Below are 20,821 nucleotides of genomic sequence, written 5' to 3' on the forward strand. Positions count from 1 at the left end.
TGAAGGGTTAGGATTTCTTGGTAGTTTTGCAAAAAAGAAACAAAATTATGAAGAAATTTATATTACTATGTTTAACAGTACTACTATTTTGTCAATGCTCTAAAGAGAAGAATATCCAATCTACTATAAGTGAAGTATATGGTAGCGAAGTACTTCCTAAGACAGAGGACGGGGCTTCCATATATGTGTTAAACTACACAAAAAAAGAAGATAAACAGGATAAAGATATTATTAGATTGAAAGATAAAATAGATAATATAACCAACTCATTATCTCAAAATATTGGGAATGACGTATCTTCTAAGTCTGACGCAAATACGTCAGCAACGAGCAAAGACGACTGTCTAAGTGACTTTTACAAATGGGAAACTCCAACTATTCGGGTTGTACTAATATCCCGTAAATGCTTAGAAAATGTAAGAGATATTACAGTTATAGTAACAAATAAAGGGTGAGAAATCACCCTTTTACGCTTAACAACATCTGCTTCAACATTGAGCATCGTGCACGCAAATCATTATCTTTCGACTGTTGTTCAACTGGCACAGAAAGAACGTTATTCATTATCAAATCAGCTTGTTTAATAGCTACTTTGACTGTCTTTAGGAATTCATCATACCCATACTTAACTTGTTCTTTAGATGGCAAGATAGTATAACCATCACCTCGAATATTCTTCAAATAAATACTTCTTTCTTCAAGTAGTTGCCAACGAAGAGTATCTATAAGCGTCATATATGAGAATTGTTGCATCTGAATAGCCTTAACAAAGTCCTCTGTGCTTTCAAAGTCTTCATAGTGAAGTTTTTCAAGTGTAAACTTATGTTTTAACCAATCATGTGGTATCAAATAACCAGCTTCAAACCCGCTTTGAATTTCGTCTAACAATGAGCACCATGCTTCTGAATTAATTTCAATTTGTTTCATAATCAATATATTAAAAATAATTGTAGCGGTGGCGGACTCGAACCGCCATTCTGCCAAACCGCTTTTAAAACCACTCTTACAGAGCCATACCTGACCTGACCAAACATCACCCCGCCCGACAACACCCGTCCACGCCACACCTCTGACCGAACCAGACCTTACCATACCTTACCCCACATCACCGCAGCTCTCCGCATAATACCTTACCTCTGACCATACCTTAACTTACCAAATCATACTACACCTCACACAACCGCAACTCAAACCACCAGACTTTACCTCTGAGCCTACCTTACCCCATCACACTTTAGCCGACCGGAACTGACCTTACTCCATCATACCGTACCGCACCTCTGACCTCAATCAAATTTCTGTAGCAATGAACCGCCCGAACTTCGGACGATAATCACAAACACCAACGAAACGACCTGCATACGCTACAATTTCCTGCAATTCTGCTTCATCAAGCCTTGTTTCATCATACCATATTTCAACTTCACAATACCATTCGTTGAAAATAGGACGGCAACGCAAAATTTTAGCAGACTGGACTTTGACCGTTCTAAAGTCCTTGTAACTATCCATTTCAAACAGTTCATCGGGTGAGAGTTTCTCATGTTTAAAATGAAATATCGGATTATCGGGGATTCTCACTGCCTGTTTGAAAGCCGTACCCAACTTTTTACTTTTGGCAGCCGCCAAGAAAGTAGCCTCAAAACATTCGGCTTTAATAAAATAACCACTTTGTTCTGTATGGTAAAGACTGGCAGTCCATTCTAATTTAGCCATTTCGAGCAAATCATCTTCTGTTTTCTTTCGTTTCGCAGAAATGACCTTAATTTTTTTAGTGAACTCATTAAACGGATTTGCCGTTTTATCATCGTGCATCAATAACGGGCAATTACCCTCAATTTTAAATCTTAATGTTTTCATAATCAATTATTTTTTTATAATTTATAAAATAGTTCTTTGTAAAAGGCAGTCTTTTAGAGTCGTGCAAGACTGCCTTTCTAATCGTGCACTACTTCTTCAATGCTTCATCAATCAACCCCCGAAGTTCTTTCAGTTCTTCTTCGGTTAATCCGTAGACGTTGCCCAGTGCAGAGGGCTTTTCAATCTTTAAACCATACTTTACCCCCCCTGCTGTTTTTCTTTGGGTAAGATGGCGATAGCAAATCGTTTACTCATTTCTTGTTACTTTTAGTTTTAATACTATGTTTCTAATCACTAATTTGGTAGCGCAGATTTGGTGGTGGTCGTATATTGAGGTTCATAGTCGCTTTGATTAAGCGTGTTTCGCTATTATCTCGTCGAAAATGCCATCTTTCACATCACCCTTATAATCATTCATGAATGATTGAAACTCATTTATGAGTCCATGCTTTAGAATGAATAAGAAAGCGGCATGCTTTAGCTTCTTTTCTTCTTCTAATTTCTTCTCTAAACTAAGTGACTTATATTCGCTGTAAAGTCCGGCAACCATATTATTATTAGCTATGGCAAGCAAATTCAATAGGTTGCCTTCTAATGAATCATCTTCATGATGGATATATCCCATAATATCACTTGAAAATGGTTCGTCAATACCACATTCTTTCAAGCATTTTGCTTTTACACTTGAATATCTTTCACTTTGTTGTTTTGCCTTTATGCTTAATAAGGCGTTAATTGCTTCTGTTTCCATATCGTTATATTTTATGTATTTATACTCTATCTTAATCGCCACAATATTGTGAACCCATATACCCCTTGCTGTTTGAATTATAGCAGTCAGACCAAGTTAAGTTATCCGGTTGTGCAGGTTGGTTCTTTCTCTCATTGTGAGCTTGCCAGCTTGCTTCAATCATAGCTTGTAACTTAGCTTCTTTTTCAGCACGCACTTTCACTGCGTCTTTTTCCCAACGCCAAGCGGCTTGCAAACATTCGCCCCATGAGCGACCTTTTCTTTGATACTCATTCTTATAAAGTCTATGAGCGTCTTTCATAATTTGGGATAAGTTGTAGCGGTTCATAATTGTTATTGCTTTATGATTATGATGCAAATATATTAGTTATATCTAATACAACAATGGTATTTATTAGATTTAACTTATATTTAACACAAAAGTAATATTAGACAAATCTACTATATCATTTAATATAATTGATTATAACTAATATTATTGGCGATTAGAAAAGAAACACTATCTTTGCGATATAATTTAAAACTTATACCTATATGAATATAAAAGAACAGATTCAAAACAAAGGCTTTACTATTAGTCAAGTGGCTGCATTAATGACAAACAAGAACGGAGAAAAGGGGATAACGCAATCTTCTCTTTCTCAAATTATTAACGGAAATCCGACTTTGGATAAACTACAAGAAATTGCATCTATAATTGGGATATCAGTTTCGGAGCTTGTCAGTGAAGGTGAGGACGAAAAGAATACAATTACCTGCCCCAAGTGTGGTACTAAATTTAAGATGGAGGAGTAAGGGTATGGCACTATTTTCAGAGAGATATCGTTACACTAATCCATCAGACGTAATTATTCGGGAAAAGATAACACCTGAAATACAGAATGCAATTTGTAGTTGTTATGATCTACTTTATGAAAAAATAGAGCAATCGTATAAATATGACAAACTATACTGGAAAATGGAGGAGTATTTGTGGACTCACTTTCTTAATGAAAGGAAGATAAATTTTAATTATAAGTTTGTTGCGACCAAATATATTGATGATGTAATCAATAAATGGTTTAGCAAACTTGACTTAATAGAACTGTCAATCAAATACCTGTATGCTTATTCGGAAAGCAACTGCCTTTCGGACGCTATTGATGATACGCATACATTTGTGCAGAATTTGAATCGTGAATTTAAACGACTAAATTTCGCATATCGCATAATTGATAAAAAAGTTGTAGAAATAACAACAGAAGAAGAAATTGTTGCAATTGAAAAAGCGTTAAGTAGTAGTGCAGATAACATTAGAGCACACCTCAATAATGCATTAAAATTATATGCACAAAAGCCAATTGGAGATTATCGCAATTCAATCAAAGAGTCAATAACAGCAGTAGAGGCTATGTCTCGAAGAATCACTGGAGATAAGGTTCTTAATTTTGCTAAAATGGAAAAGAAAGGCGTCACTATTCCTTCTGTTTTAAGGCAAGCTTTTGAGAAACTTTACGGATACACTAATGATGAAAAAACAGGTATAAGACATGCACTTATGGATGATGAGGGTTCCTATGTACCCAAAGCCGAAGAAGCTTTATTTATGCTTGTATCATGTAGCGCATTTATCAATTATCTGAATAAGAAAGTTAAATAATCCACCAAACGCCCCATGTGTCGCCAAACAGTCATGGAGCATTTTAAATAACATCAAAACATAAATACTATGGAAGAATACATAAAAGATACCCTAATAGCTTCACCATACCCATTCTGGCTGACAGTGCTTATATTTGCTTTGGTAACCGGATTAGTGCAATATTTAGTTTTCTACTTTAAAGAAAAGGGAAAGAATCTTGCCACTAAAGAGGATATAGCTGTGATTACCAAAGAAATAGAATCTGTAAAAGCAAGCTATAATGAATCACTTGAAAGGCACAAAATGAAGCTTCAAAAAGAGTTTGAATCAGACCGATACATAATTGAATTATGCCAAAATATCGACAAAGACCTAATTATTTTATTAGCAAAGTGTAAAAGCGAAATCGAAAAGGAGAACAACTTCTTATTCCCAGGAAAAAAGTTTTCCACATTACCTCATATCTTAGATTTAGACAACTATTTAAAACAATATGAATCAAGATATAGCAACATTCTATATGCAAAAAATATCATGGGAAAATGCATCGAATTTAGTATTAATGATTATAACCGAAAAATAAACGACCCAGTTGATTATAGTAAGTACTTAACAAACTTGGAAGAATTGAGAAATCAAATTATTTACTTTCTCAATCTATTACTTCCAAAACTAAACTCGCTAATAAAGGCAGACTAACCATCCGCCTCCCTTTTTACCCTTTCCTTTTCAGCATATCCTTCCCCGAAGACTCATTAACCTTTTGACCGCCTACGGCATGCAGTTTGTCCCGTTGCATCATTAATAGATTTCTATAAGGGATAACCTCAAACACTTCCGTATAGCTTAGATGAAGTGTATCAACCAAATGGGCTATCTGCCCAAAGAACGTTGTGTTTCCTACTGTTTCGGTTTTGCTGCCAGCATCGACACGTTCTTCATCGAGCTGACACACTGAAAAGCCGATACGTCCATCATAGAAAAACAAACCTCCAAAGCCTCTTTGATTTCTTCAAAAGTTCCATTCTCCAAAGTTTTAGCCATCTTCTCATTTCCACAGATAAAGCAGGAAAGACCTTTTAAAAGTCCGTCTGATACTTCGGGAAGAGAGTTGATAGCTTCTACGATGTTATCACCGGACATCTCAACGGTGGAAAAATTACGGATAGCACGACATATAACTTTTATGGTAGGAGGCTTTATGGTGTACATAATATCACCTATCATCACATTCTTAAAATCTAATCCCAATAGGGCGTCAGATACTATTTTTGCTGCTTGATTCATACGATTAAATTAAAAAAGGGCGAAGGTGGCAAATACCACTCTCCACCCTTTTAGTTACACAATCATTTGACCTTAGGCTACCGGAACAACCTCTGATTCATCAAACCATTTTTCAGAAGCCAAACCTTCTACACCCGTGGAAAGTGGAACGGCTGAAACAGCCAATCCGACAGCCTTATCGGTATTTGAGCCACGGGCATTAATAGCTGCTTTCGGGAAAACTACATAAACACCATCTTTAGTTTTACCGATGATACATTTATGGATAGGTTTATGCTTACCTCTTTCCCAGTTCTTTTCAGTGGCTTTACCACCCTGCAAATCAGCCTTTGTAGCATAATCATACTCACCGATGGTAAAGTTGATTTTCACCTCACCTGGTTCGGACGTTTCCCGGTAATATTCACCTGTCAAAGCGTTTTTGTAACGGGTAACATTCGCTTCCGTTTCCTCATACTGATAGGTATCACCATGTACGTTCTGTACCTTTTTTGTAGATGCATTTTTTAAAATCGCCGCAACTTCTGCGCCAGTCAATCCGGTTGCTGCCGCTGCAACGGTGGCGATAGGTTCTGCATAATACAGTTCGTCAATTTCTACTGCTGTAATCATAATCTATAATTTTACATTTAATACTTCAAACAAAATTCTCACATTCACAAAATGACACTTCAAAGCTGTGTCCGCTTCCATACCGATTGATTCGATAGAGTAATGATAACGAGTGCCGTCATAGGAACTTACCACATCATCCAAAACAGATTGAGCCTTTCTTTCAAGTTCATTCAAGCGGATGGAATTAGCGGAGTTCTCCCCTAAATCGGGCACACAAATGTTTATCTCAGCGAAAGACTTTTTCCAATAAGTCCCCGGCTGCTGTTTCTTTGTGTGAATGGCAATTCTTTCAGACTTCAATTCACCCGTTAGCTTCTCACCATTGGGTACTATGTCTATTCCGAAAGCCTTGCAGTCTCGATAGAGAATGTTTCCTATGTCGGTGGTGGTTATCATACTATCAGATATTGAATATTTTCATCGTATTCAAGAAATACGTGATAAACCAAATCTCCAAGCTGAACAGTTCTGGCAAACCTTTTACCAGCCAAGTCTGTATCTGATACGTTTTGCCCCGTTCCGTACATATAAATATCCACAAAGCACAATTTTTTCTGATATTCATCTACAATAGCCCACAAACAAACTATTCCTCGTTGTACTTGAACAGACAATATCCTCGACCCGATAGGCAGACATAATTTTGAATGGTCTGCGATAATCAATTCGTACTTGAATATTCGTTTCATTTTTCAAATCGTTTTTTACATCTGGTTTCCGTTCTTAATGCTGGACTTCCAGCAACCTCAAATCCTTTTGCTTCAACAAATGAGGCATAAGGAGCGTCATTTTTAAGAGTTAATCCGGACTCATCTACTTCATACTTATTCGATGTTCTTAGTAATTTGGTATGGTCTTGATAATTCCCAGTTTCTTGGGCATCTCTAACAAATTCTTCACCTTCTTCTTTCATACCGTCAATTACTTCGGATTTTCCTTGCTGAAAGAAAGCATCCACATCTGAAAAGTCCGCATCTACTCCAACCATTACAGTTTCAGACCATCAGCCGTTTGCTCAATTTTGTCACCACTTGATGGGTCTTTGCTTGACGGGTAAGGATTTTCCTCATTAAGGCGTTTTAAATCCATGCCGAGCCACATAACGCCCTCCTGTAACTTTGTGATAGCAAGGCTTCTTTCTCTACTTGAGGGAAGATTTTTTATTTCTTGAATCTTCTCATTAATATCCTTTCTCAGTTGCTTGTTAGCAACCACTTCTTCTGTTCTTGTTATATCCATATCTCTGAATAATTAAAATAGTTAGTATTTTTCACCATGTAAACCAAACCCTCACCTCTTACTTCATCACCATTCATACAGCGGATAGAATCACCTGCTTTCACAGATACCTTCCCACTACACACCACATGATAAGCCGGACGATATACAGAGCCATTGTCAGAGGTAAACTCTTTAGTTGAGTTATCATCACAACGACATTTACATACATCTTCCCAACTATCACCACCTGTTCCGGGAATAGGTCTGCCAAACTCATCTTTATCCAATGGATTGACTACCTTAACTTGTAATGTGTGAGGTGAATAAATCATAGGAACGTAACTTTAGGTTTAACATTGAGTTCATCCTTTAAACCGTACTGTTTACAGGCAAAAGAATAGTACTGCTTAATCCCTTCGATGTTCCAAGACATAGAGAAACCGCTTTCACCAATTGAGGTAGCCCGAAGCAAAAGAGAGGGGATGAACTTCGCAATAGCCACCGACACACGACCATAGCAATCCTCGTTCATCTCATCCTCTCCGCTTATCTTAGAGTTCAGACACATTTCCAAAAGGTCAGCCTCCGACAACTGAATGCCGAAGGTCTGGAACTTCCGTGTTATGTAGTCGTTTACTGTCACGCGTTTATCGTTGAAAGATCGAAGTTTACAATCTTATTCGGGGCGATAAACTCAGGAATCCACTCTGCGGTGTACTCCATGTATCTACCTTCCCCGTCACGATAGTTACAAACAGACATCTGACCTTCAGAAGAATTGTAAGTACGTCCCGGAACTGGATCGGTCATTACATACGGCTTATGATGGCGCATTTTCATTACGTTGTCCGTCTGCAACAATGTAATACGGTTATCTGCGTAAATCTGAACGTTCTCTTCGTTCTGATTCTCTACATAATCTTCCTTGATTTCAATTGCCGGTAGACCGATGCCCGTAAAGATGGTAGAAGCAAGCTGCGATGTTATCAACCCAGTAGAAAGGTACATTTCATTAGCGGTAAGATTCATCTTAAACTTGTCACCGAACTCACTGGAACCGATAATGTTCTTAGCAAATGTTCCACGAGACATAATCATCTTGGAGAACACTCCGTATTTAGCTTTCAGCTTCTGAATTTCCTGCTGTAAGTAAGTGATAAACTTATCTTTTACCGCAGCTTCCGGAGTAAGGAAATGGAACGGTAACTTAATATCGAGCAATTCGATATTCTCTTTGTTGTCTGCCAAATGGACCTGCGCCTTTCCAGTCATAAGCAATTCAGGAACGATAATATCCATACGCTTGTGCGGAGCAAGCAGGATTTGGCGATAATCATCAACGATAAAGTCGATGATTTCCTGTAAGATTGTGCGCTGGTCCGCTGTATTGGCTGCATTGAACTTATCAATGATGTCCTGTAATTGCGACAAACGTTCAATATCCATTTGGTAACGGTCGCCCAAATAAGCGATTTCTGTGTAACCGCTTCCGAGTGAACGTCTTTCACGAATAGCCTTTTGGTCATTCTTCCCAATGATAGAACCAGCAACGACACCTGTCACTGTACCCAAATATGTTTTGAATACACGAGTTTTGGTTTCCAAAAAATCCCCATATTGTTTCCAATATATTGTGTCCAATTTCAATTGAAGAACACGGTCTATAATCGCTTTTACAATTCCGGGGTCTGTAAATAAAGTTTGTATGGTCAAATTCATATCTAAACTTTTTAAGATTAATACTCGAACTGGAAGCGGCTTGTAAGACCGACCTTATCCAATTCATGAATAGGAAGAACCAGCTTACCTTCCTTCACCTCGTAAGCCTGCATTAATAGGGTGCAAAGAACTGCTCCATTGCTTTCCACTTTCTTTTCATCGTACATAACGAAGTTGGCGGTGTTCTTCTTGGCTGTACCGTCTACTTTAGCCGCTTCAAACAAAACCGCATCTTTTGCAATATTCTCGCCAAAAGCTGCCTTGATGGTCAAAACATCGTAGGCTTTGTTCGTTTTGTCGATAGCTGTGACCTCTGCGCCCTTCTTTCCGTTACCAATAAACATACCTACATAAGCCAGAGAGTCCTTCTTTATCTTGATTGACAAAGCCGTTTCTCCTGTTGTATATGCTTCAATCACTTTTACATTGCGGACGGGAACGAGAGTTCGTTTCTTCAAATCCGCCTGTACCGGTGTGAATACAGGAAGAGTAGATCCTATTACAAGGTTGGTAATATCCAACTTCCAAGGACCGCTCTTTCTCACACCTGTTTCTACACGGTAAAACTCTTCCGGTTTATAGTCCGGTTTCAATTCATAATGTGTACCTGCTGCCATAAATTTTACTTTTTAGATTCAACAATTGTTTTTGTTCCTTCCGAAATCATACCGGCGATAGATTCAGATTCTTTCTCAATCTTCGTTTCTGCTGATTCAGGAGGAGTTACTCCTTGGAACCCATTATTGGCAAACGTCTGCTTTGCGTCCTTGAAGAAGGTATCCAAGTCCGCATCATCAGCGATTTTCAACATGGGTAAAAGGGTTTCGGGAATACCGTATTCCTTCGCCTTAGCCAGAATTTGGGAATTACGAGTTTCTGCAGCTTTCTCTCCTTTCAGAGTAGCGATTTCGTCAGAAAGAGGTTTGATTACCGTTTGCATAGCATCAGCGATCATCTTTGCCATGTCTGGTTGTTCCGGCTTAACTTCGGGATTGGGAATCTCGACTTTTCCTTTCAAAGCGTCCAGTTCCTTTTGAAGACCCGATTTCTCGTTTCTCACAAAGTCAACGTCACCTTGAAATGCCTTTAGAAGTCCTTCGACCCCACCGATGGCGGTTTCTATTTGAGCTTCCTCAGTTACGGTTTTAGATAAGTAGTCAGCCACCCCGTCAAACGCTTTGTCACTAAACCCAAAGGTTTTATACTTCGTTTTTAATGCTACTAAGATTTTTCCTTTCATACTGTATGAATTTTAAATTTATCAATTTGTGAGAGTAAAAATACCACCAATACAGATGATTAGTAAATATTTGGCTCTCCCATTCACAACAATAGCGTAGTTGTTGTAAAACAGTATAAAAGTAGCGAGTAAATATCTAGATGGGAAAGAATTAGAGAGGTGATACACGACAATATGGCGATTGTCGTAAATTGGCACAAAAAATACTCTGAATACGAAGAAACAGAGCATAAAAAGCCGTGGACCAATAAAGGAACACGGCTAAACAAATAGAATATTTTTATAAATTATTTTTCTTTCTAGATTCTTTTATTGAGCCAATAGTTAAAGCTATAATAGGAATTAAATTCAGCATAAATTGCAAAATATAATTAATATATGCCCTATCGAATATAACAGGGATAAATCCAAACAGCCATTGAGTAACCCATATCAAAAGAGACATTATTCCAATTCCTAAACTTGCTCCTATAATCATCCCAATTCTGTTTTCGCTTCCTATAAAAGGAGAAAAAACTATAAGACCAAATAGAAATATCAAAATAAGGATCCAAAATAAGGAAGATGAAATTGTATGCCATAATTGATTTCTTTCATGTTTTGGGAAAATTTTATTTATGTCCCAAGGCGAATCACTTTTATTCTGCCTTACAACAATCTTTCTTGGTGAAACTTTTTCATTATCAAACAACGAAGTAAACCATTTAAACACACTTTTCCTATTAATTGCGTCATTCATCATGCCATCTAAATGAGAAACCATCAAAGAATCAGATGCACATTTCACTCTTGTCTCTTGAATCTTTGAAATATACTCTACCTTTTCCCCGTTTGAATAATAATAAAAAAAGCCGTAATAATCAACAAAGAAAAACACCAAAACAAACACAAGCAATGGAAAAGCAATCTTGGGAGTTAATGAGATTTTATCGCTTGAGAAAAAATCCAATATTTTACTAAGGATATCCATTTTATACTCCAAGTACTATATTAGCATCAATATTCAACTTCCGGCTAATCTCACGAGCAACTTTTAAGGTAGGTTCGCACTTACCAGAAATATAATCACTAAGACGGGAAGGGCTAACCCCAATCAATTTTGAAAGAGTTTTTTGATTAAGCCCCATTTCAAACATACGAAGTTTAAGTACATCAACTAAAGCCGGTTCTCCCAGCGCGAAATGTTCTTCTGAGTAATCAGCAACCAAGTTAGAAAGAAGCTCCAACTCGATGCTATTCGGGTCATTCAAAGAGGTTTCATCTGTCACAAATGGAAGAATCTCCTCTACTCTTTTAAGCGCCCATTCATACTGAGCTTGGTTTTCAATCTTTGTCATAGTCTCTAAATATTAGAACAATCTATTTTATCATATTCTTTGTGAGTACCTATAAAACGAATATAAACGAACTTTACCGTGAACTTAATAACCACTACCAAACGATAATTATTGCCTTTGATATTGAAAACATAGTGCTGATTGCCTACGTTATCCACGCTATTAAATGTTTTCTTCACGTCCGCAAAACAAGTCCATTTACTTTGTTTGACTATTGTAGCCCACTCTTGCAAAGCCACCTTTGCGTCTGGGTGGCTTTCTGTATATTCTTGCAATGCTTGTTCAGTAAATATTCTCATAGGTTACTCAATTATGAAGTACAAAGATAAAAATTAAATTCTATTTTTCAAAATTAAATTCTAATATTTATAATCACAACAAAAAAAATAGCAGCAACCCTATCGAATCACCGCTATCCCAAAGGAAGCTTAACAGCCTTTACCTTTTTTCTTTGAACCTTTCTTCTTTCCCATGATAAATTGTTCTATTTTTCACATACTAAAATTATAAACCCCGTAATTTTTCTGACTACTCTTCTGATTCCTGTTCTTTTTTACTTATTTGCGTACTCTTTGCAGCCTGCTCTTCCTGTATCTCTTTCAGCTCTTCATCCAGCCTTTCCGCATTTCCGGCAAACATAATACCCTCACGAGTAGACCAAATACCACCAGCCACAGCGGAGACGGCAGTAGTGACCTTGTCTGAAAGGTCGTCAATCATGTAAGGTACAAGTTCCACATCAATATCAATCGTCTTGGATGCCTTGTCAAACTCGTAAGGATTGATAGCACCCAAAGCGGATACAAGGAAGTTCGTCCTGCGTTGCATGAAGTCCCCTATTACCTCGGCATGATTCTCTACCGCCATGTGAGCACCCATGAACACGAACCGGAACGCAACACCCGATAGAGCATTACCAGAACCTTTCAAGTTCTCAAAGGAGATTCGAGGTGTATTTGTCATGTCGTAGGCATTATTGATAAGCGTTTTCGCTTCAAACTCTACCGTTGTGGGTACTTGATTCCAGGTCAGATATGAAGCCCCCGCACCTTCTCCGGTGAGTTTTACAATCCGATCTTTAACTTTACCAGCGAACCCTTCCACATCGCCAACCAACTGAAGGATTGGGAAAAAGTGGTAGTCGATACAGTCAGCATAGTTTGAAAGAAGTTTCTCCAACCGGACACGGAAGGTCTTAACTTTCTTGCAATATGCCTCTGGACGATAGGCGTAGATTACAGGAAGCTTATGGAATCCATGATTAAATGTCTTCCCTTCCGGCTGTCCCCATTCCTTGCCTACTTCCCACTGATAAACCATATCTTGAGTAATAGTCATAAAACAGGTGATTTCGTTGTCGTCCAAGTCTTTCTTCTTATACTCACGAGAGAAAGCGACCATGTTACCGTTGTCATCAAAGAATGGGTAGAGCTTATCCCCACGGAAAGGAGACCAAAGTACACTTTTCAGCTTCTTGGAAGGTTTAGTCTTTCCTCCGAACGTCTTCTTTATGCCAGCCCAGAACTTATCCCAGAATGAATCAGCATCGACTACATACCAATACTCGGCTACTTCTTGTTCAGATAACCAGGAACGAACCACTTTCTTGTTTTGGTACTTGATTTTGTTCTTCTGAAGAGTGGATTTCAAGGCAGCTAACAAGCTCTTTTCGTCCTCATCCTCTGTGCTACAGTCCATCTTCGGTTCTGTACCGACCGTGAAAGCTGTTTGGATGTTTACGATGTCCTGCTCTAAGGGAATGGTGATACGGTTCACTTCTTCGGTTTCGTACTCAGCAGGAACTTCGATCGTTTTACCTGTTTTTTCATCGAAGATTGATTTCGCTTCGCTTTTTAGCACCTTTCTATCCGGATACTTTTTCTTGTTTGTTATTATCTCGTGCCTCTCCGGATTCCAATCGTTCCAAAGCTCCGCGCAATCCGGGAGATTGGTTCTTCTTCCTTTCTTGAGGTATTGAATCTTTATGCCAATGTCCTCTAATGCTAATATTCCTTCTAAACTTTTGACTCTGCAATATTTTTTTAATGGTTGAATATTCCTGTTAGGTCTTTCGGCTTTAATATCTTTCCAAGTAGACATCCCAGAACATAATAACGAATAGCATCCATCAGGTGATTATATTCATCTACTGGTATATTGATATAGTTTCCGTCTTTATCTTTGTCCCAAACATATTTCCGAAGCTCCATGATGATATTATAAGAGCGCTCTGTTACAAAGAATTCCATGTCTTTAATCTTATCAATACCTGCTTTGATTGAGCCGGGGAATTTATCTACCGGATAGATATTCACGCCTCTGTTCTTTATCTCTTGAATCAATCGAGGGTCTTGCGAGTCGGCAAACACTTTCATAGAGAAAGGCTTTAATCTGTTGGCTATAGCAGACGAAAGCATATCCGTTTCGTAGAAAAGTTCATCCACATACAACCGGTTGTCAATGATACCACACCTAACAGCAGCGGAAGGATCATTCGTAAAACCAAAGTCCTGCCCTATTCCTACTTTCTTGCATTCCCGTGGGAACTCTTTCACAATCCCCCACTTCTTGAATACCGCCCCCTCTGCAACGTCAGCCCAGCGACCGATAACAACATGAGCGTACTTCTCAGGATTCTTTCCTTTCATCTCCTGTACTTCCCGAAGGAACTCAGGGGAAAGGTTTTCTAAATTATCGAAGTAGGTAGTATGAATGTGAAGTACATTCGGGTGAGTACTTATCTGCACCTGTACACCGTCAATCTCTACCAGCTTGTGGGTTTTCTCAATGTACTTTTTATAGATGAAGTGATTGGAATCAGAGGGGTTCATTATGATAATGATCCGGTTCTGTATTCCCTTCTTACGAATGGAGAGCATTATCTTATCGAACTCCTCCTCGCTGGTCCACTCCTCCGCTTCATCACAGACGAAAGTAGTTATACCTTGGATGGATTTCAGCTTTGCCGTCTGATTGCCGGATGAAGTCTTGATACCACGGAACATGATACGACTCTTTGTCATTTTATTGACTATATCCGTCTTGGTGGTCTTGAAATACTTGGTGGTTTCATCCAATTCTATTTTTTCCATCATTTCGGGGATGATAGACATCCCGGCAGAAACCATCGTGTAACGGGTATATAGAATCTGATGAACAATCTTCTCGGATGGAGTAAGTTCAAAGGTCAGACGTTCTACGAAGGTCGAAGCATTGAAAGACTTACCTGAGCCACGCCCACCGGTGATAAGGATGATAAACTTATCGTTATCGGTGTATAGAGGGTGATATATCGTTTGGGGTGTTATCATTTCACTTGCTTTTTAATCCATGAATCAATATCAATCCCCTGTTCTATATCTTTGGGAATATCAGCATCTTCATCCTGTTTACGTTCTACATTACGCCATTCTTCATCATAATGGTAAAGCCAAACGGATTGAGCCTGTAAACTTGGAGCGAGCTCGCCTTCAATAACCTGAACCTCTTCTTCACCTGTTAAATTACCCTCTTTGTCTCTTAGCTTTCTAACCGTAGTGTTCTTCGTCTTGATACCGCCAAGCGCCATAGCAAGGAACTTAGCACGCACAGCAGCCGTGATTGTCGCACGCCCGCGCGTTAATACTTCACTTAATTCGGGGTATTCACTTTTCTTCTCACAGAACGTTTGAGGAGCGAGATTCATAGCAAAAGCGATTTCTTTATCCGTGAACCCCTTTTTGGCATACGTTTCAATGGCAGAAAGAAAGTCCTCGCTTGTATAATCAAACTTGGGCTTTCTTCCTGCACGTTTACCTGTCTCTTTGGATTCACTCTTTCTCATCAATCTACCCTTTCAATTTGTTCATCAAACACTTCTCCCTTGATAAACTTCATATCAGCGTCATACCCGAACCTTTCACAGAAGGCGGCTTTAGCTTCGTAGGTATCAAAGGAAAGCATTACATAAGCGTCCATATCCTCGGCTGTCTTCTGTGCGTTCTCTTTTACCTGTTGCTTGACCTCTTTCATGTGAGCGGTCTTTTCGGCACGTTCTAACTGCTTGGCGGCTTTATCGGCTTCTTTCTGTTCGGTCACAGGAGACATCATATCAGACAAAGCATCTGCGATAGAGTTTTCCTCTTCGGTCTGTAACAGGTAATCAACACCAATCATGTTTAGGTCGGCATCGGTTAAGCCTGCATCTTTCCAATCAATATCGGGAACAATACGAGCAAGGGCATCGAAATCCCATGTACCTTGTGCGTTCGGGTTGTTCATCAGAATATTGAGTTCCTTTTCCTGCTGTTCGTCCACATCAATCACATCGACACGGATCTTATAGTCATTATCGGGGAACTTCTGCAATTCATCCATGACGGATAAACGCTGGTGTCCACTGACTACTGTAAACCCTGTATGCTTGTTTACAACAATTCCTCCGACCAGACCAAACTTCTTGATACCACGCTTCAATGTCTTGCGTGATTCATCGGAAAGTTTTCGGGGATTGTAATCTGCGAAGTGAATGGCAGAACGATTAAGTCCTACCGATTCGGATTTTATGTACTTACTTAGTTCCATTGTCATATTCAAATAAAATGCGCTCACTCATAGGAAACGCTGTTATTATTTTCTTCAAGTCACCCGGATAGTTCTCGCGAAGCCACAGGAAACAATCCAAGTTAAAGCCTACACCACCGGAAGCGTTTTTAGAATATCTAACCGGTTCGGGCAGTCTCTTTTGCTTCATGTAGGCGAGAATGTCCCTTTGCGACCAATCGGCAAGCGGATAACACAATCCGTTGTTCTCATAGTTAGCATATCCTTTCAGCATCAACCGCCTGTTCATACCATCGGCTTTCTTCATGCCTAAAAAGACATAGTGAACGCCATACTTTAATCGCATGGATTCAACCACATCGGCAAGCTTCAACAGTTTTACTTTGGGATTTGCAACGCAATACATACCGCCACGGAGAATATAAGTGAGATTCCAGTGCGGCACTTGAATAAACTCAATCTTCGGATATTTAGCCTTTACCCACTTAATCCAACGTTCAATGTGTTCTAAGTCCTTAACGAAGTACATAAACACACAAACGATCCGGTCGAACTTCGGGTAGATTAAATCAAGCAGAACCAACGAATCTTTGCCAAGCGAACAAAACAATATAGCCTCACTCGATTTTACCCGAATGAGGTCTACATATTGGTTCGTTTGCTCTACCTTGTTCATGGTTATCCACCTGATAAACCGTATGCAACACGAACGTCACTATAACGCTGCCTACGTGAACCTAACTGGGAAGTGCCAGATGCACCACCTCTTCTTGCTACTAATCTACCGCCCGCACCCGCACCGTTCATATTTCTGCGAGGTCCGGCTACTCTGTTTACTCTTCTTGCGACTCAGCTTTAAATTTTTAAATTAAACAATCAATCTATATGTTTCTCTAACACTTTGCCTAACGTGTAATCCATTTGAGCAGCGAGGTATTCTTCGCCTTGGTACTCATAAACAATATCATTACCGTCTTCATCGGTCATAATCATTGCTTCTGCATTCTTCACTTCAACAATGATATACGGACGCTTGCCCTTGTATTCACCTGTAAGAAGCTTGATAGCATCGTACTTGATAGGCTTTAATTCAACATCACCTTCTTCAGGTAGTTCTTCATCAACCTTGTATTCTTTACCACCACACAGGTAGGTGATATACTTCTTTGCGTTGGTGGGTCTAATCTCACGGTATTCGTGCGTTTTCTTACCGGATAAGATTTCATCAAAATACTTTTGCTTAATACTAAGCGTCAAAATGTTCATAATCGTGTCATTTTTAAATTAATAATCGTAGTTGCGGGGGGCTGAATCGAACAACCGACCTCTACCAAGTCAAAGTAGCGAGCTGACCAACTGCTCTACCCCGCGATAGTACCTCAAAGATACTACCACAACCAAAGATAACGAAATATCTTCAATCGTTATACACAACAACTGTCTTATTGTTGTGAACTAAGCCATTTATCACGTTTTTCTCTGCACGCTTCTAAGGTTGGCGCACAACAAGAAAACAGTTCGCCACTCTCAGTACGATAATCATACTGGTACATTCTCACGTTCTTACCTTTCAACCTTGTGTTGTAGGTACAATAATTTTCTTTACCGGGTTGGCATACGCTGCAACCGTTTTTGTTTATTGAGTTCATAAGTTATCATTATTTTGTATCATATCGTTTAAGAACCTCTTAAAATCATTCTTGTATTGGCTATGAATGATTTTATACTGATGTGATAGATTAGGTAACTGCTTGTAACCTTTGCTGTGTAAAAATTTGGCAACCAATTCAACCTTTTTACGATTATCAAAACCTCTATCTTTACACATATTAGAAATACACACATTCGCTTTACTTGTTGGTTTCTTTTCGACAGGCGACGTGTATTCACGTCTACCATAAGCACGGGTTCTTGGATAACCAACTTGTTCACCTAAATATTCACCTGTGATGTAATCAAACTCACCACTAATTAAACTATCTGCTATTTCGCCCATATTAATCTATATTGTGGTACCCCGAAGGCTACCGGATTAATAACCGATCTGTTTTAAATAACCATCAGACAAATTCAGTTCTAATATACCATGATGGTTGCTTCTAAGAAATCCTTTTTCTTTAAGACTGTCTTTTGCATCATCAAAACGCTTACTTTGCATTTTATCATAATCACGATTAACACGACCTGTGATAATTGCAAGTAGAAGTTCTGTTTCTGTTTTATTCAACTTCATAACTGTATGTATTATGGCAACTCGAAAGTCACCGGATTAAACTTAACCATATAAATTAGCAAGCGTATACCCTTTATACCATGCCAGCAATAAGGGTTCACTAGGTAATTTGCCATCCACAAACTGCCTAAAGCTACGACCTTCTAGCAAAGTCTTAAACTCTTGATTTTGCATAGGTATCTTTAGCCCTGCTTTAAACGATTGATACCCTAAGAGGTTAGCTAGTATTAATTCGTCTATCTGCTCTTTGGTAAGCTTTGTTTTCATATTCTTCTTTATTACGCAGGGCTTTCGCCCTGCTGGTTAAACTTACTTATCAAGTATCTCATTTACCTTACATTCGTTTATCTCGGTCTCGGCTGAAATCTTACATAGAGTAGCGTATAAGCGAGAACCGTATTCTTTGATAAATTGCTCTTTATCATCAAGAGCTAATTTTAAACAAAGGCTTAAATTGCCTAATGCTTGTTGAACATCGTTCATCTGGGTTTCTAATTGCTTTGCCATAATCGTATATCTTTTAATTGTTATTACTTCGTTTCTGATGATGCAAATATAGTATCATTTATAATACAAAATACTATTTATGCGTTAATAAATTACAAAATAGAGTATTATTTATAATACATACTAATAAATAAGTAATTTTGCATCATGGAAGCAAAAGGAGTAATACACTTAGAAATTAAGGCTACCGGACTACACAGGTACTTCGGTTCGCCATCGGCTATGTATGAGAACTATACAAGCCAAGAATTAGGAATTGCCCGGCAGTCACTTTTGAACTATTGGCAGAAAACGGAAGAACCTTATGAGAATGCCATTTGCATAATCAGAAAGGGAGAGTTAGAACGGAAAATCAAAATAAAAAAAGAAGAATTATGAACTCAATGAAAAATATAAAAATAGAAGATATAATAGGAGTATGGGAATGTAATGATTACTCATTAGTTATAACAAAAAAATGCGTATTATTAACAGACAAAAAAATGAATGTTATAACACTCGAAGAGCCTGTTTCAATAGAATATATTGCTAACGAAAACAATAAAAGCACATTTAATACAGTACGCTTGTCTCAGAACATATATATTTATCAACTGATAACAGATGATAATTTATATTTTACAATTAAAAATGAAAACATCGAATTTAACAGGTTAGGATTTATAAATGAATTTAAATTTTACCGAAACACAGAAATTCCCTCAAAACGTATAGCTATACGTTGGTATAGCCCATGGGAATATATTGCAATGATAGAATTCCAAGACCTTAGTATCACAAAAATATTAACAGGCAAAATAGAAAAGCAACGCACTGAAATAATAAATACATACGAAGAGGCGATTTTCCCTAAGAAATGGACTGAAATCTCATTCAAAGATTCATTTCCTTATCATAAGCAAAATGAAATTATTGAATATATAAAACATCAATTGTTATAGCAATAAATAAAGCCGGAGCACTAAACCCCGGCTTTTATTTTTCGTGCTATGGTAGCACCTTCAATTGATTAGCCCTTTGAATTTCAAACGATTTATAATTTCGTTGTAAAGATACTCTATATCCTCGCTAAAATCATCGTAATTCTGATACAGAAACACAACATCTTCGCAGTTGTTGGAAATTGTACTTTCGGATTGAATACCGACAACCTTTGCTATTTCCCCTCTTATCCCGTAAACAGTCTTTCCACCAGCAAGCGTACTGGGTGAAAATAGGTACAGGATGATAAAGATAAACTTCTTCCGTTGGGTGACGTTTTCGATACATGGGGGACAATCTCTTTCGCTCAATATTTCAGCGAATACCTTGTAGATTTCATAGATAAGGCTCTTATCGGATAGTGTAGGCGTAGATATTTCATTCTCTTCTTCGGAGAGTTCCGACTTTTCGATTCTAATCTTTTTCAGGCGAATAATTTTGTTAAAATTCAGTTCCATAACACGATTGTTTAAAAAGTAAATAGTATATTTGTATCATAATCGTGTAAGAGGGAAAATCTATTGCTTGGTCGTGCGGGCGTAGATTCTCCCTTTTCTATTTTACCGACTGATCCCTTTCTCGGATAGCCCGGTTCTTTTCATCAATCCCCCTACCCCACATCATAGCAGAGTAAAGAGCATTAGCATATAGTTTGAGTTCCTGGCTGTTTGAAATAAAGTCTACCTTCAAGGCTTCTTTCATTGCTTGAGCGTATAAATCGTAGTCTATTTCCATTGCTATTTAAAAATTAAGTCCCCACCTTGCTAATTACTAACCAATGGGTTAATTAGGTGGGGACTGGGTGAATAAAAAAGGCATCGAACCGTGAGATTCAATGCCTTGGGATAATTGTGAGAAGGAAAATGTTATAGAGAGTGCTTTCCTAAGATTGGTTTCAATTCTTCGG

Annotated in this window: 39 protein-coding genes and 1 tRNA gene; 6 read left to right on the forward strand and 34 right to left on the reverse strand. The window is 38.3% G+C overall.

Annotated features, from left to right (window positions below; translation table 11 throughout):
- Positions 1-47: 47 nt before the first annotated feature.
- Complete coding sequence (locus tag PHO71_RS12105) at positions 48-455, forward strand: hypothetical protein (protein WP_300203551.1); 408 nt, start codon at positions 48-50, stop codon at positions 453-455.
- Between the two features lie 4 nt (positions 456-459).
- Here the strand turns inward: PHO71_RS12105 and PHO71_RS12110 are convergent, their stop codons facing one another.
- The 4 genes from PHO71_RS12110 to PHO71_RS12125 all read right to left on the reverse strand — a co-directional run bounded on the left by PHO71_RS12110 (position 460) and on the right by PHO71_RS12125 (position 2,939).
- Complete coding sequence (locus PHO71_RS12110; RefSeq protein WP_300203553.1) at positions 460-1,092, reverse strand: hypothetical protein; 633 nt, start codon at positions 1,090-1,092, stop codon at positions 460-462.
- A gap of 198 nt (positions 1,093-1,290) precedes the next feature.
- Positions 1,291-1,860 carry a hypothetical protein gene (locus PHO71_RS12115; protein ID WP_300203555.1) on the reverse strand — a complete coding sequence of 190 codons (570 nt, stop codon included), beginning with the start codon at positions 1,858-1,860 and terminating at the stop codon, positions 1,291-1,293.
- A 352-nt stretch (positions 1,861-2,212) separates the two neighbouring features.
- On the reverse strand, positions 2,213-2,611 hold the full coding sequence (locus PHO71_RS12120) for a hypothetical protein (RefSeq protein ID WP_300203557.1): 399 nt from the start codon (positions 2,609-2,611) through the stop codon (positions 2,213-2,215).
- Positions 2,612-2,642: 31 nt separating this feature from the next.
- Positions 2,643-2,939 (reverse strand): hypothetical protein, encoded by a 297-nt coding sequence (locus tag PHO71_RS12125; protein ID WP_300203559.1) that lies wholly within the window; start codon positions 2,937-2,939, stop codon positions 2,643-2,645.
- Between the two features lie 206 nt (positions 2,940-3,145).
- On the opposite strand from PHO71_RS12125, the gene PHO71_RS12130 reads away from it, so the two are divergent.
- The 3 genes from PHO71_RS12130 to PHO71_RS12140 all read left to right on the forward strand — a co-directional run bounded on the left by PHO71_RS12130 (position 3,146) and on the right by PHO71_RS12140 (position 4,931).
- The gene (locus PHO71_RS12130) at positions 3,146-3,406 is read left to right on the forward strand and encodes a helix-turn-helix transcriptional regulator (RefSeq protein ID WP_300203561.1); all 261 of its coding nucleotides are present in this window, start codon (positions 3,146-3,148) and stop codon (positions 3,404-3,406) included.
- A gap of 4 nt (positions 3,407-3,410) precedes the next feature.
- Positions 3,411-4,250, forward strand: coding sequence for an AbiJ-NTD4 domain-containing protein (locus tag PHO71_RS12135; protein ID WP_300203563.1), 840 nt, complete (start codon positions 3,411-3,413; stop codon positions 4,248-4,250).
- 69 nt (positions 4,251-4,319) lie between these two features.
- Positions 4,320-4,931, forward strand: coding sequence for a hypothetical protein (locus tag PHO71_RS12140; RefSeq protein ID WP_300203565.1), 612 nt, complete (start codon positions 4,320-4,322; stop codon positions 4,929-4,931).
- A 16-nt stretch (positions 4,932-4,947) separates the two neighbouring features.
- On the opposite strand, the gene PHO71_RS12145 is transcribed toward PHO71_RS12140, so the two are convergent.
- The 28 genes from PHO71_RS12145 to PHO71_RS12280 all read right to left on the reverse strand — a co-directional run bounded on the left by PHO71_RS12145 (position 4,948) and on the right by PHO71_RS12280 (position 18,933).
- Positions 4,948-5,220 carry a hypothetical protein gene (locus PHO71_RS12145; RefSeq protein WP_300203567.1) on the reverse strand — a complete coding sequence of 91 codons (273 nt, stop codon included), beginning with the start codon at positions 5,218-5,220 and terminating at the stop codon, positions 4,948-4,950.
- Positions 5,133-5,519, reverse strand: coding sequence for a hypothetical protein (locus PHO71_RS12150; protein ID WP_300203570.1), 387 nt, complete (start codon positions 5,517-5,519; stop codon positions 5,133-5,135). Before PHO71_RS12150 ends, PHO71_RS12145 begins: the two co-directional genes overlap by 88 nt.
- 72 nt (positions 5,520-5,591) lie before the next feature.
- The gene (locus tag PHO71_RS12155; protein ID WP_300203572.1) at positions 5,592-6,131 is read right to left on the reverse strand and encodes a hypothetical protein; all 540 of its coding nucleotides are present in this window, start codon (positions 6,129-6,131) and stop codon (positions 5,592-5,594) included.
- A gap of 3 nt (positions 6,132-6,134) precedes the next feature.
- Complete coding sequence (locus tag PHO71_RS12160; RefSeq protein WP_300203574.1) at positions 6,135-6,530, reverse strand: hypothetical protein; 396 nt, start codon at positions 6,528-6,530, stop codon at positions 6,135-6,137.
- Positions 6,527-6,823: a hypothetical protein gene (locus PHO71_RS12165; protein WP_300203576.1), complete on the reverse strand. Its 297-nt coding sequence runs from the start codon at positions 6,821-6,823 to the stop codon at positions 6,527-6,529. The genes PHO71_RS12160 and PHO71_RS12165 overlap by 4 nt, the downstream gene beginning before the upstream one ends.
- Complete coding sequence (locus PHO71_RS12170; protein WP_300203578.1) at positions 6,820-7,122, reverse strand: hypothetical protein; 303 nt, start codon at positions 7,120-7,122, stop codon at positions 6,820-6,822. The genes PHO71_RS12165 and PHO71_RS12170 overlap by 4 nt, the downstream gene beginning before the upstream one ends.
- On the reverse strand, positions 7,122-7,373 hold the full coding sequence (locus PHO71_RS12175; protein ID WP_300203580.1) for a hypothetical protein: 252 nt from the start codon (positions 7,371-7,373) through the stop codon (positions 7,122-7,124). The genes PHO71_RS12170 and PHO71_RS12175 overlap by 1 nt, the downstream gene beginning before the upstream one ends.
- The gene (locus PHO71_RS12180; RefSeq protein ID WP_300203582.1) at positions 7,364-7,687 is read right to left on the reverse strand and encodes a hypothetical protein; all 324 of its coding nucleotides are present in this window, start codon (positions 7,685-7,687) and stop codon (positions 7,364-7,366) included. The genes PHO71_RS12175 and PHO71_RS12180 overlap by 10 nt, the downstream gene beginning before the upstream one ends.
- A complete protein-coding gene (locus PHO71_RS12185) occupies positions 7,684-7,998 on the reverse strand; it encodes a DUF6706 family protein (RefSeq protein WP_300203584.1) in 315 nt (104 codons plus the stop codon). The genes PHO71_RS12180 and PHO71_RS12185 overlap by 4 nt, the downstream gene beginning before the upstream one ends.
- Positions 7,995-9,074 carry a hypothetical protein gene (locus PHO71_RS12190; RefSeq protein WP_300203586.1) on the reverse strand — a complete coding sequence of 360 codons (1,080 nt, stop codon included), beginning with the start codon at positions 9,072-9,074 and terminating at the stop codon, positions 7,995-7,997. The genes PHO71_RS12185 and PHO71_RS12190 overlap by 4 nt, the downstream gene beginning before the upstream one ends.
- Before the next feature lie 17 nt (positions 9,075-9,091).
- On the reverse strand, positions 9,092-9,691 hold the full coding sequence (locus PHO71_RS12195; protein WP_300203588.1) for a head fiber protein: 600 nt from the start codon (positions 9,689-9,691) through the stop codon (positions 9,092-9,094).
- Between the two features lie 5 nt (positions 9,692-9,696).
- On the reverse strand, positions 9,697-10,314 hold the full coding sequence (locus tag PHO71_RS12200) for a hypothetical protein (protein ID WP_300203590.1): 618 nt from the start codon (positions 10,312-10,314) through the stop codon (positions 9,697-9,699).
- 280 nt (positions 10,315-10,594) lie between these two features.
- Positions 10,595-11,284, reverse strand: a complete 690-nt coding sequence (locus PHO71_RS12205) for a hypothetical protein (RefSeq protein WP_300203592.1) — start codon at positions 11,282-11,284, stop codon at positions 10,595-10,597.
- Position 11,285: 1 nt separating this feature from the next.
- Complete coding sequence (locus PHO71_RS12210; protein WP_300203594.1) at positions 11,286-11,651, reverse strand: helix-turn-helix domain-containing protein; 366 nt, start codon at positions 11,649-11,651, stop codon at positions 11,286-11,288.
- Between the two features lie 5 nt (positions 11,652-11,656).
- Positions 11,657-11,950, reverse strand: coding sequence for a type II toxin-antitoxin system HigB family toxin (locus PHO71_RS12215; protein ID WP_300203596.1), 294 nt, complete (start codon positions 11,948-11,950; stop codon positions 11,657-11,659).
- Between the two features lie 229 nt (positions 11,951-12,179).
- The gene (locus tag PHO71_RS12220; protein ID WP_300203598.1) at positions 12,180-13,751 is read right to left on the reverse strand and encodes a phage portal protein; all 1,572 of its coding nucleotides are present in this window, start codon (positions 13,749-13,751) and stop codon (positions 12,180-12,182) included.
- Positions 13,694-14,962 (reverse strand): PBSX family phage terminase large subunit, encoded by a 1,269-nt coding sequence (locus PHO71_RS12225; protein WP_300203600.1) that lies wholly within the window; start codon positions 14,960-14,962, stop codon positions 13,694-13,696. The genes PHO71_RS12220 and PHO71_RS12225 overlap by 58 nt, the downstream gene beginning before the upstream one ends.
- Positions 14,959-15,474 (reverse strand): hypothetical protein, encoded by a 516-nt coding sequence (locus tag PHO71_RS12230; RefSeq protein WP_300203602.1) that lies wholly within the window; start codon positions 15,472-15,474, stop codon positions 14,959-14,961. The genes PHO71_RS12225 and PHO71_RS12230 overlap by 4 nt, the downstream gene beginning before the upstream one ends.
- On the reverse strand, positions 15,474-16,214 hold the full coding sequence (locus PHO71_RS12235; RefSeq protein WP_300203604.1) for a ParB/RepB/Spo0J family partition protein: 741 nt from the start codon (positions 16,212-16,214) through the stop codon (positions 15,474-15,476). The genes PHO71_RS12230 and PHO71_RS12235 overlap by 1 nt, the downstream gene beginning before the upstream one ends.
- The gene (locus PHO71_RS12240) at positions 16,201-16,869 is read right to left on the reverse strand and encodes a phosphoadenosine phosphosulfate reductase family protein (RefSeq protein ID WP_300203606.1); all 669 of its coding nucleotides are present in this window, start codon (positions 16,867-16,869) and stop codon (positions 16,201-16,203) included. Before PHO71_RS12240 ends, PHO71_RS12235 begins: the two co-directional genes overlap by 14 nt.
- Before the next feature lie 2 nt (positions 16,870-16,871).
- Positions 16,872-17,000: a hypothetical protein gene (locus PHO71_RS12245; protein WP_300203608.1), complete on the reverse strand. Its 129-nt coding sequence runs from the start codon at positions 16,998-17,000 to the stop codon at positions 16,872-16,874.
- Between the two features lie 69 nt (positions 17,001-17,069).
- The gene (locus PHO71_RS12250) at positions 17,070-17,459 is read right to left on the reverse strand and encodes an ASCH domain-containing protein (RefSeq protein WP_300203610.1); all 390 of its coding nucleotides are present in this window, start codon (positions 17,457-17,459) and stop codon (positions 17,070-17,072) included.
- Positions 17,460-17,490: 31 nt separating this feature from the next.
- Positions 17,491-17,564, reverse strand: a tRNA-Val gene (locus tag PHO71_RS12255).
- 71 nt (positions 17,565-17,635) lie between these two features.
- Complete coding sequence (locus PHO71_RS12260) at positions 17,636-17,842, reverse strand: DUF3873 family protein (protein WP_300203612.1); 207 nt, start codon at positions 17,840-17,842, stop codon at positions 17,636-17,638.
- Positions 17,839-18,189 carry a hypothetical protein gene (locus tag PHO71_RS12265; protein ID WP_300203614.1) on the reverse strand — a complete coding sequence of 117 codons (351 nt, stop codon included), beginning with the start codon at positions 18,187-18,189 and terminating at the stop codon, positions 17,839-17,841. Before PHO71_RS12265 ends, PHO71_RS12260 begins: the two co-directional genes overlap by 4 nt.
- 36 nt (positions 18,190-18,225) lie before the next feature.
- On the reverse strand, positions 18,226-18,426 hold the full coding sequence (locus tag PHO71_RS12270) for a hypothetical protein (RefSeq protein ID WP_300203616.1): 201 nt from the start codon (positions 18,424-18,426) through the stop codon (positions 18,226-18,228).
- Positions 18,427-18,468: 42 nt separating this feature from the next.
- Entirely contained in the window at positions 18,469-18,693 is a 225-nt protein-coding gene (locus PHO71_RS12275; RefSeq protein WP_300203618.1) for a hypothetical protein, read from the reverse strand.
- Between the two features lie 42 nt (positions 18,694-18,735).
- On the reverse strand, positions 18,736-18,933 hold the full coding sequence (locus PHO71_RS12280) for a hypothetical protein (protein WP_300203620.1): 198 nt from the start codon (positions 18,931-18,933) through the stop codon (positions 18,736-18,738).
- Positions 18,934-19,080: 147 nt separating this feature from the next.
- Here PHO71_RS12280 and PHO71_RS12285 point away from each other — a divergent pair, with 147 nt between their 5' ends.
- Positions 19,081-19,311 carry a hypothetical protein gene (locus tag PHO71_RS12285; RefSeq protein ID WP_300203621.1) on the forward strand — a complete coding sequence of 77 codons (231 nt, stop codon included), beginning with the start codon at positions 19,081-19,083 and terminating at the stop codon, positions 19,309-19,311.
- A complete protein-coding gene (locus PHO71_RS12290; RefSeq protein ID WP_300203623.1) occupies positions 19,308-19,874 on the forward strand; it encodes a hypothetical protein in 567 nt (188 codons plus the stop codon). Before PHO71_RS12285 ends, PHO71_RS12290 begins: the two co-directional genes overlap by 4 nt.
- 60 nt (positions 19,875-19,934) lie before the next feature.
- On the opposite strand, the gene PHO71_RS12295 is transcribed toward PHO71_RS12290, so the two are convergent.
- Together PHO71_RS12295 and PHO71_RS12300 are read right to left on the reverse strand one after the other, a co-directional pair.
- Positions 19,935-20,372 carry a hypothetical protein gene (locus PHO71_RS12295; RefSeq protein ID WP_300203625.1) on the reverse strand — a complete coding sequence of 146 codons (438 nt, stop codon included), beginning with the start codon at positions 20,370-20,372 and terminating at the stop codon, positions 19,935-19,937.
- Positions 20,373-20,469: 97 nt separating this feature from the next.
- Positions 20,470-20,649 carry a hypothetical protein gene (locus PHO71_RS12300; protein ID WP_300203627.1) on the reverse strand — a complete coding sequence of 60 codons (180 nt, stop codon included), beginning with the start codon at positions 20,647-20,649 and terminating at the stop codon, positions 20,470-20,472.
- Positions 20,650-20,821 lie beyond the last annotated feature (172 nt).

This window comes from Bacteroides sp., from assembly GCF_028690125.1.
Lineage (GTDB): Bacteria > Bacteroidota > Bacteroidia > Bacteroidales > Bacteroidaceae > Bacteroides.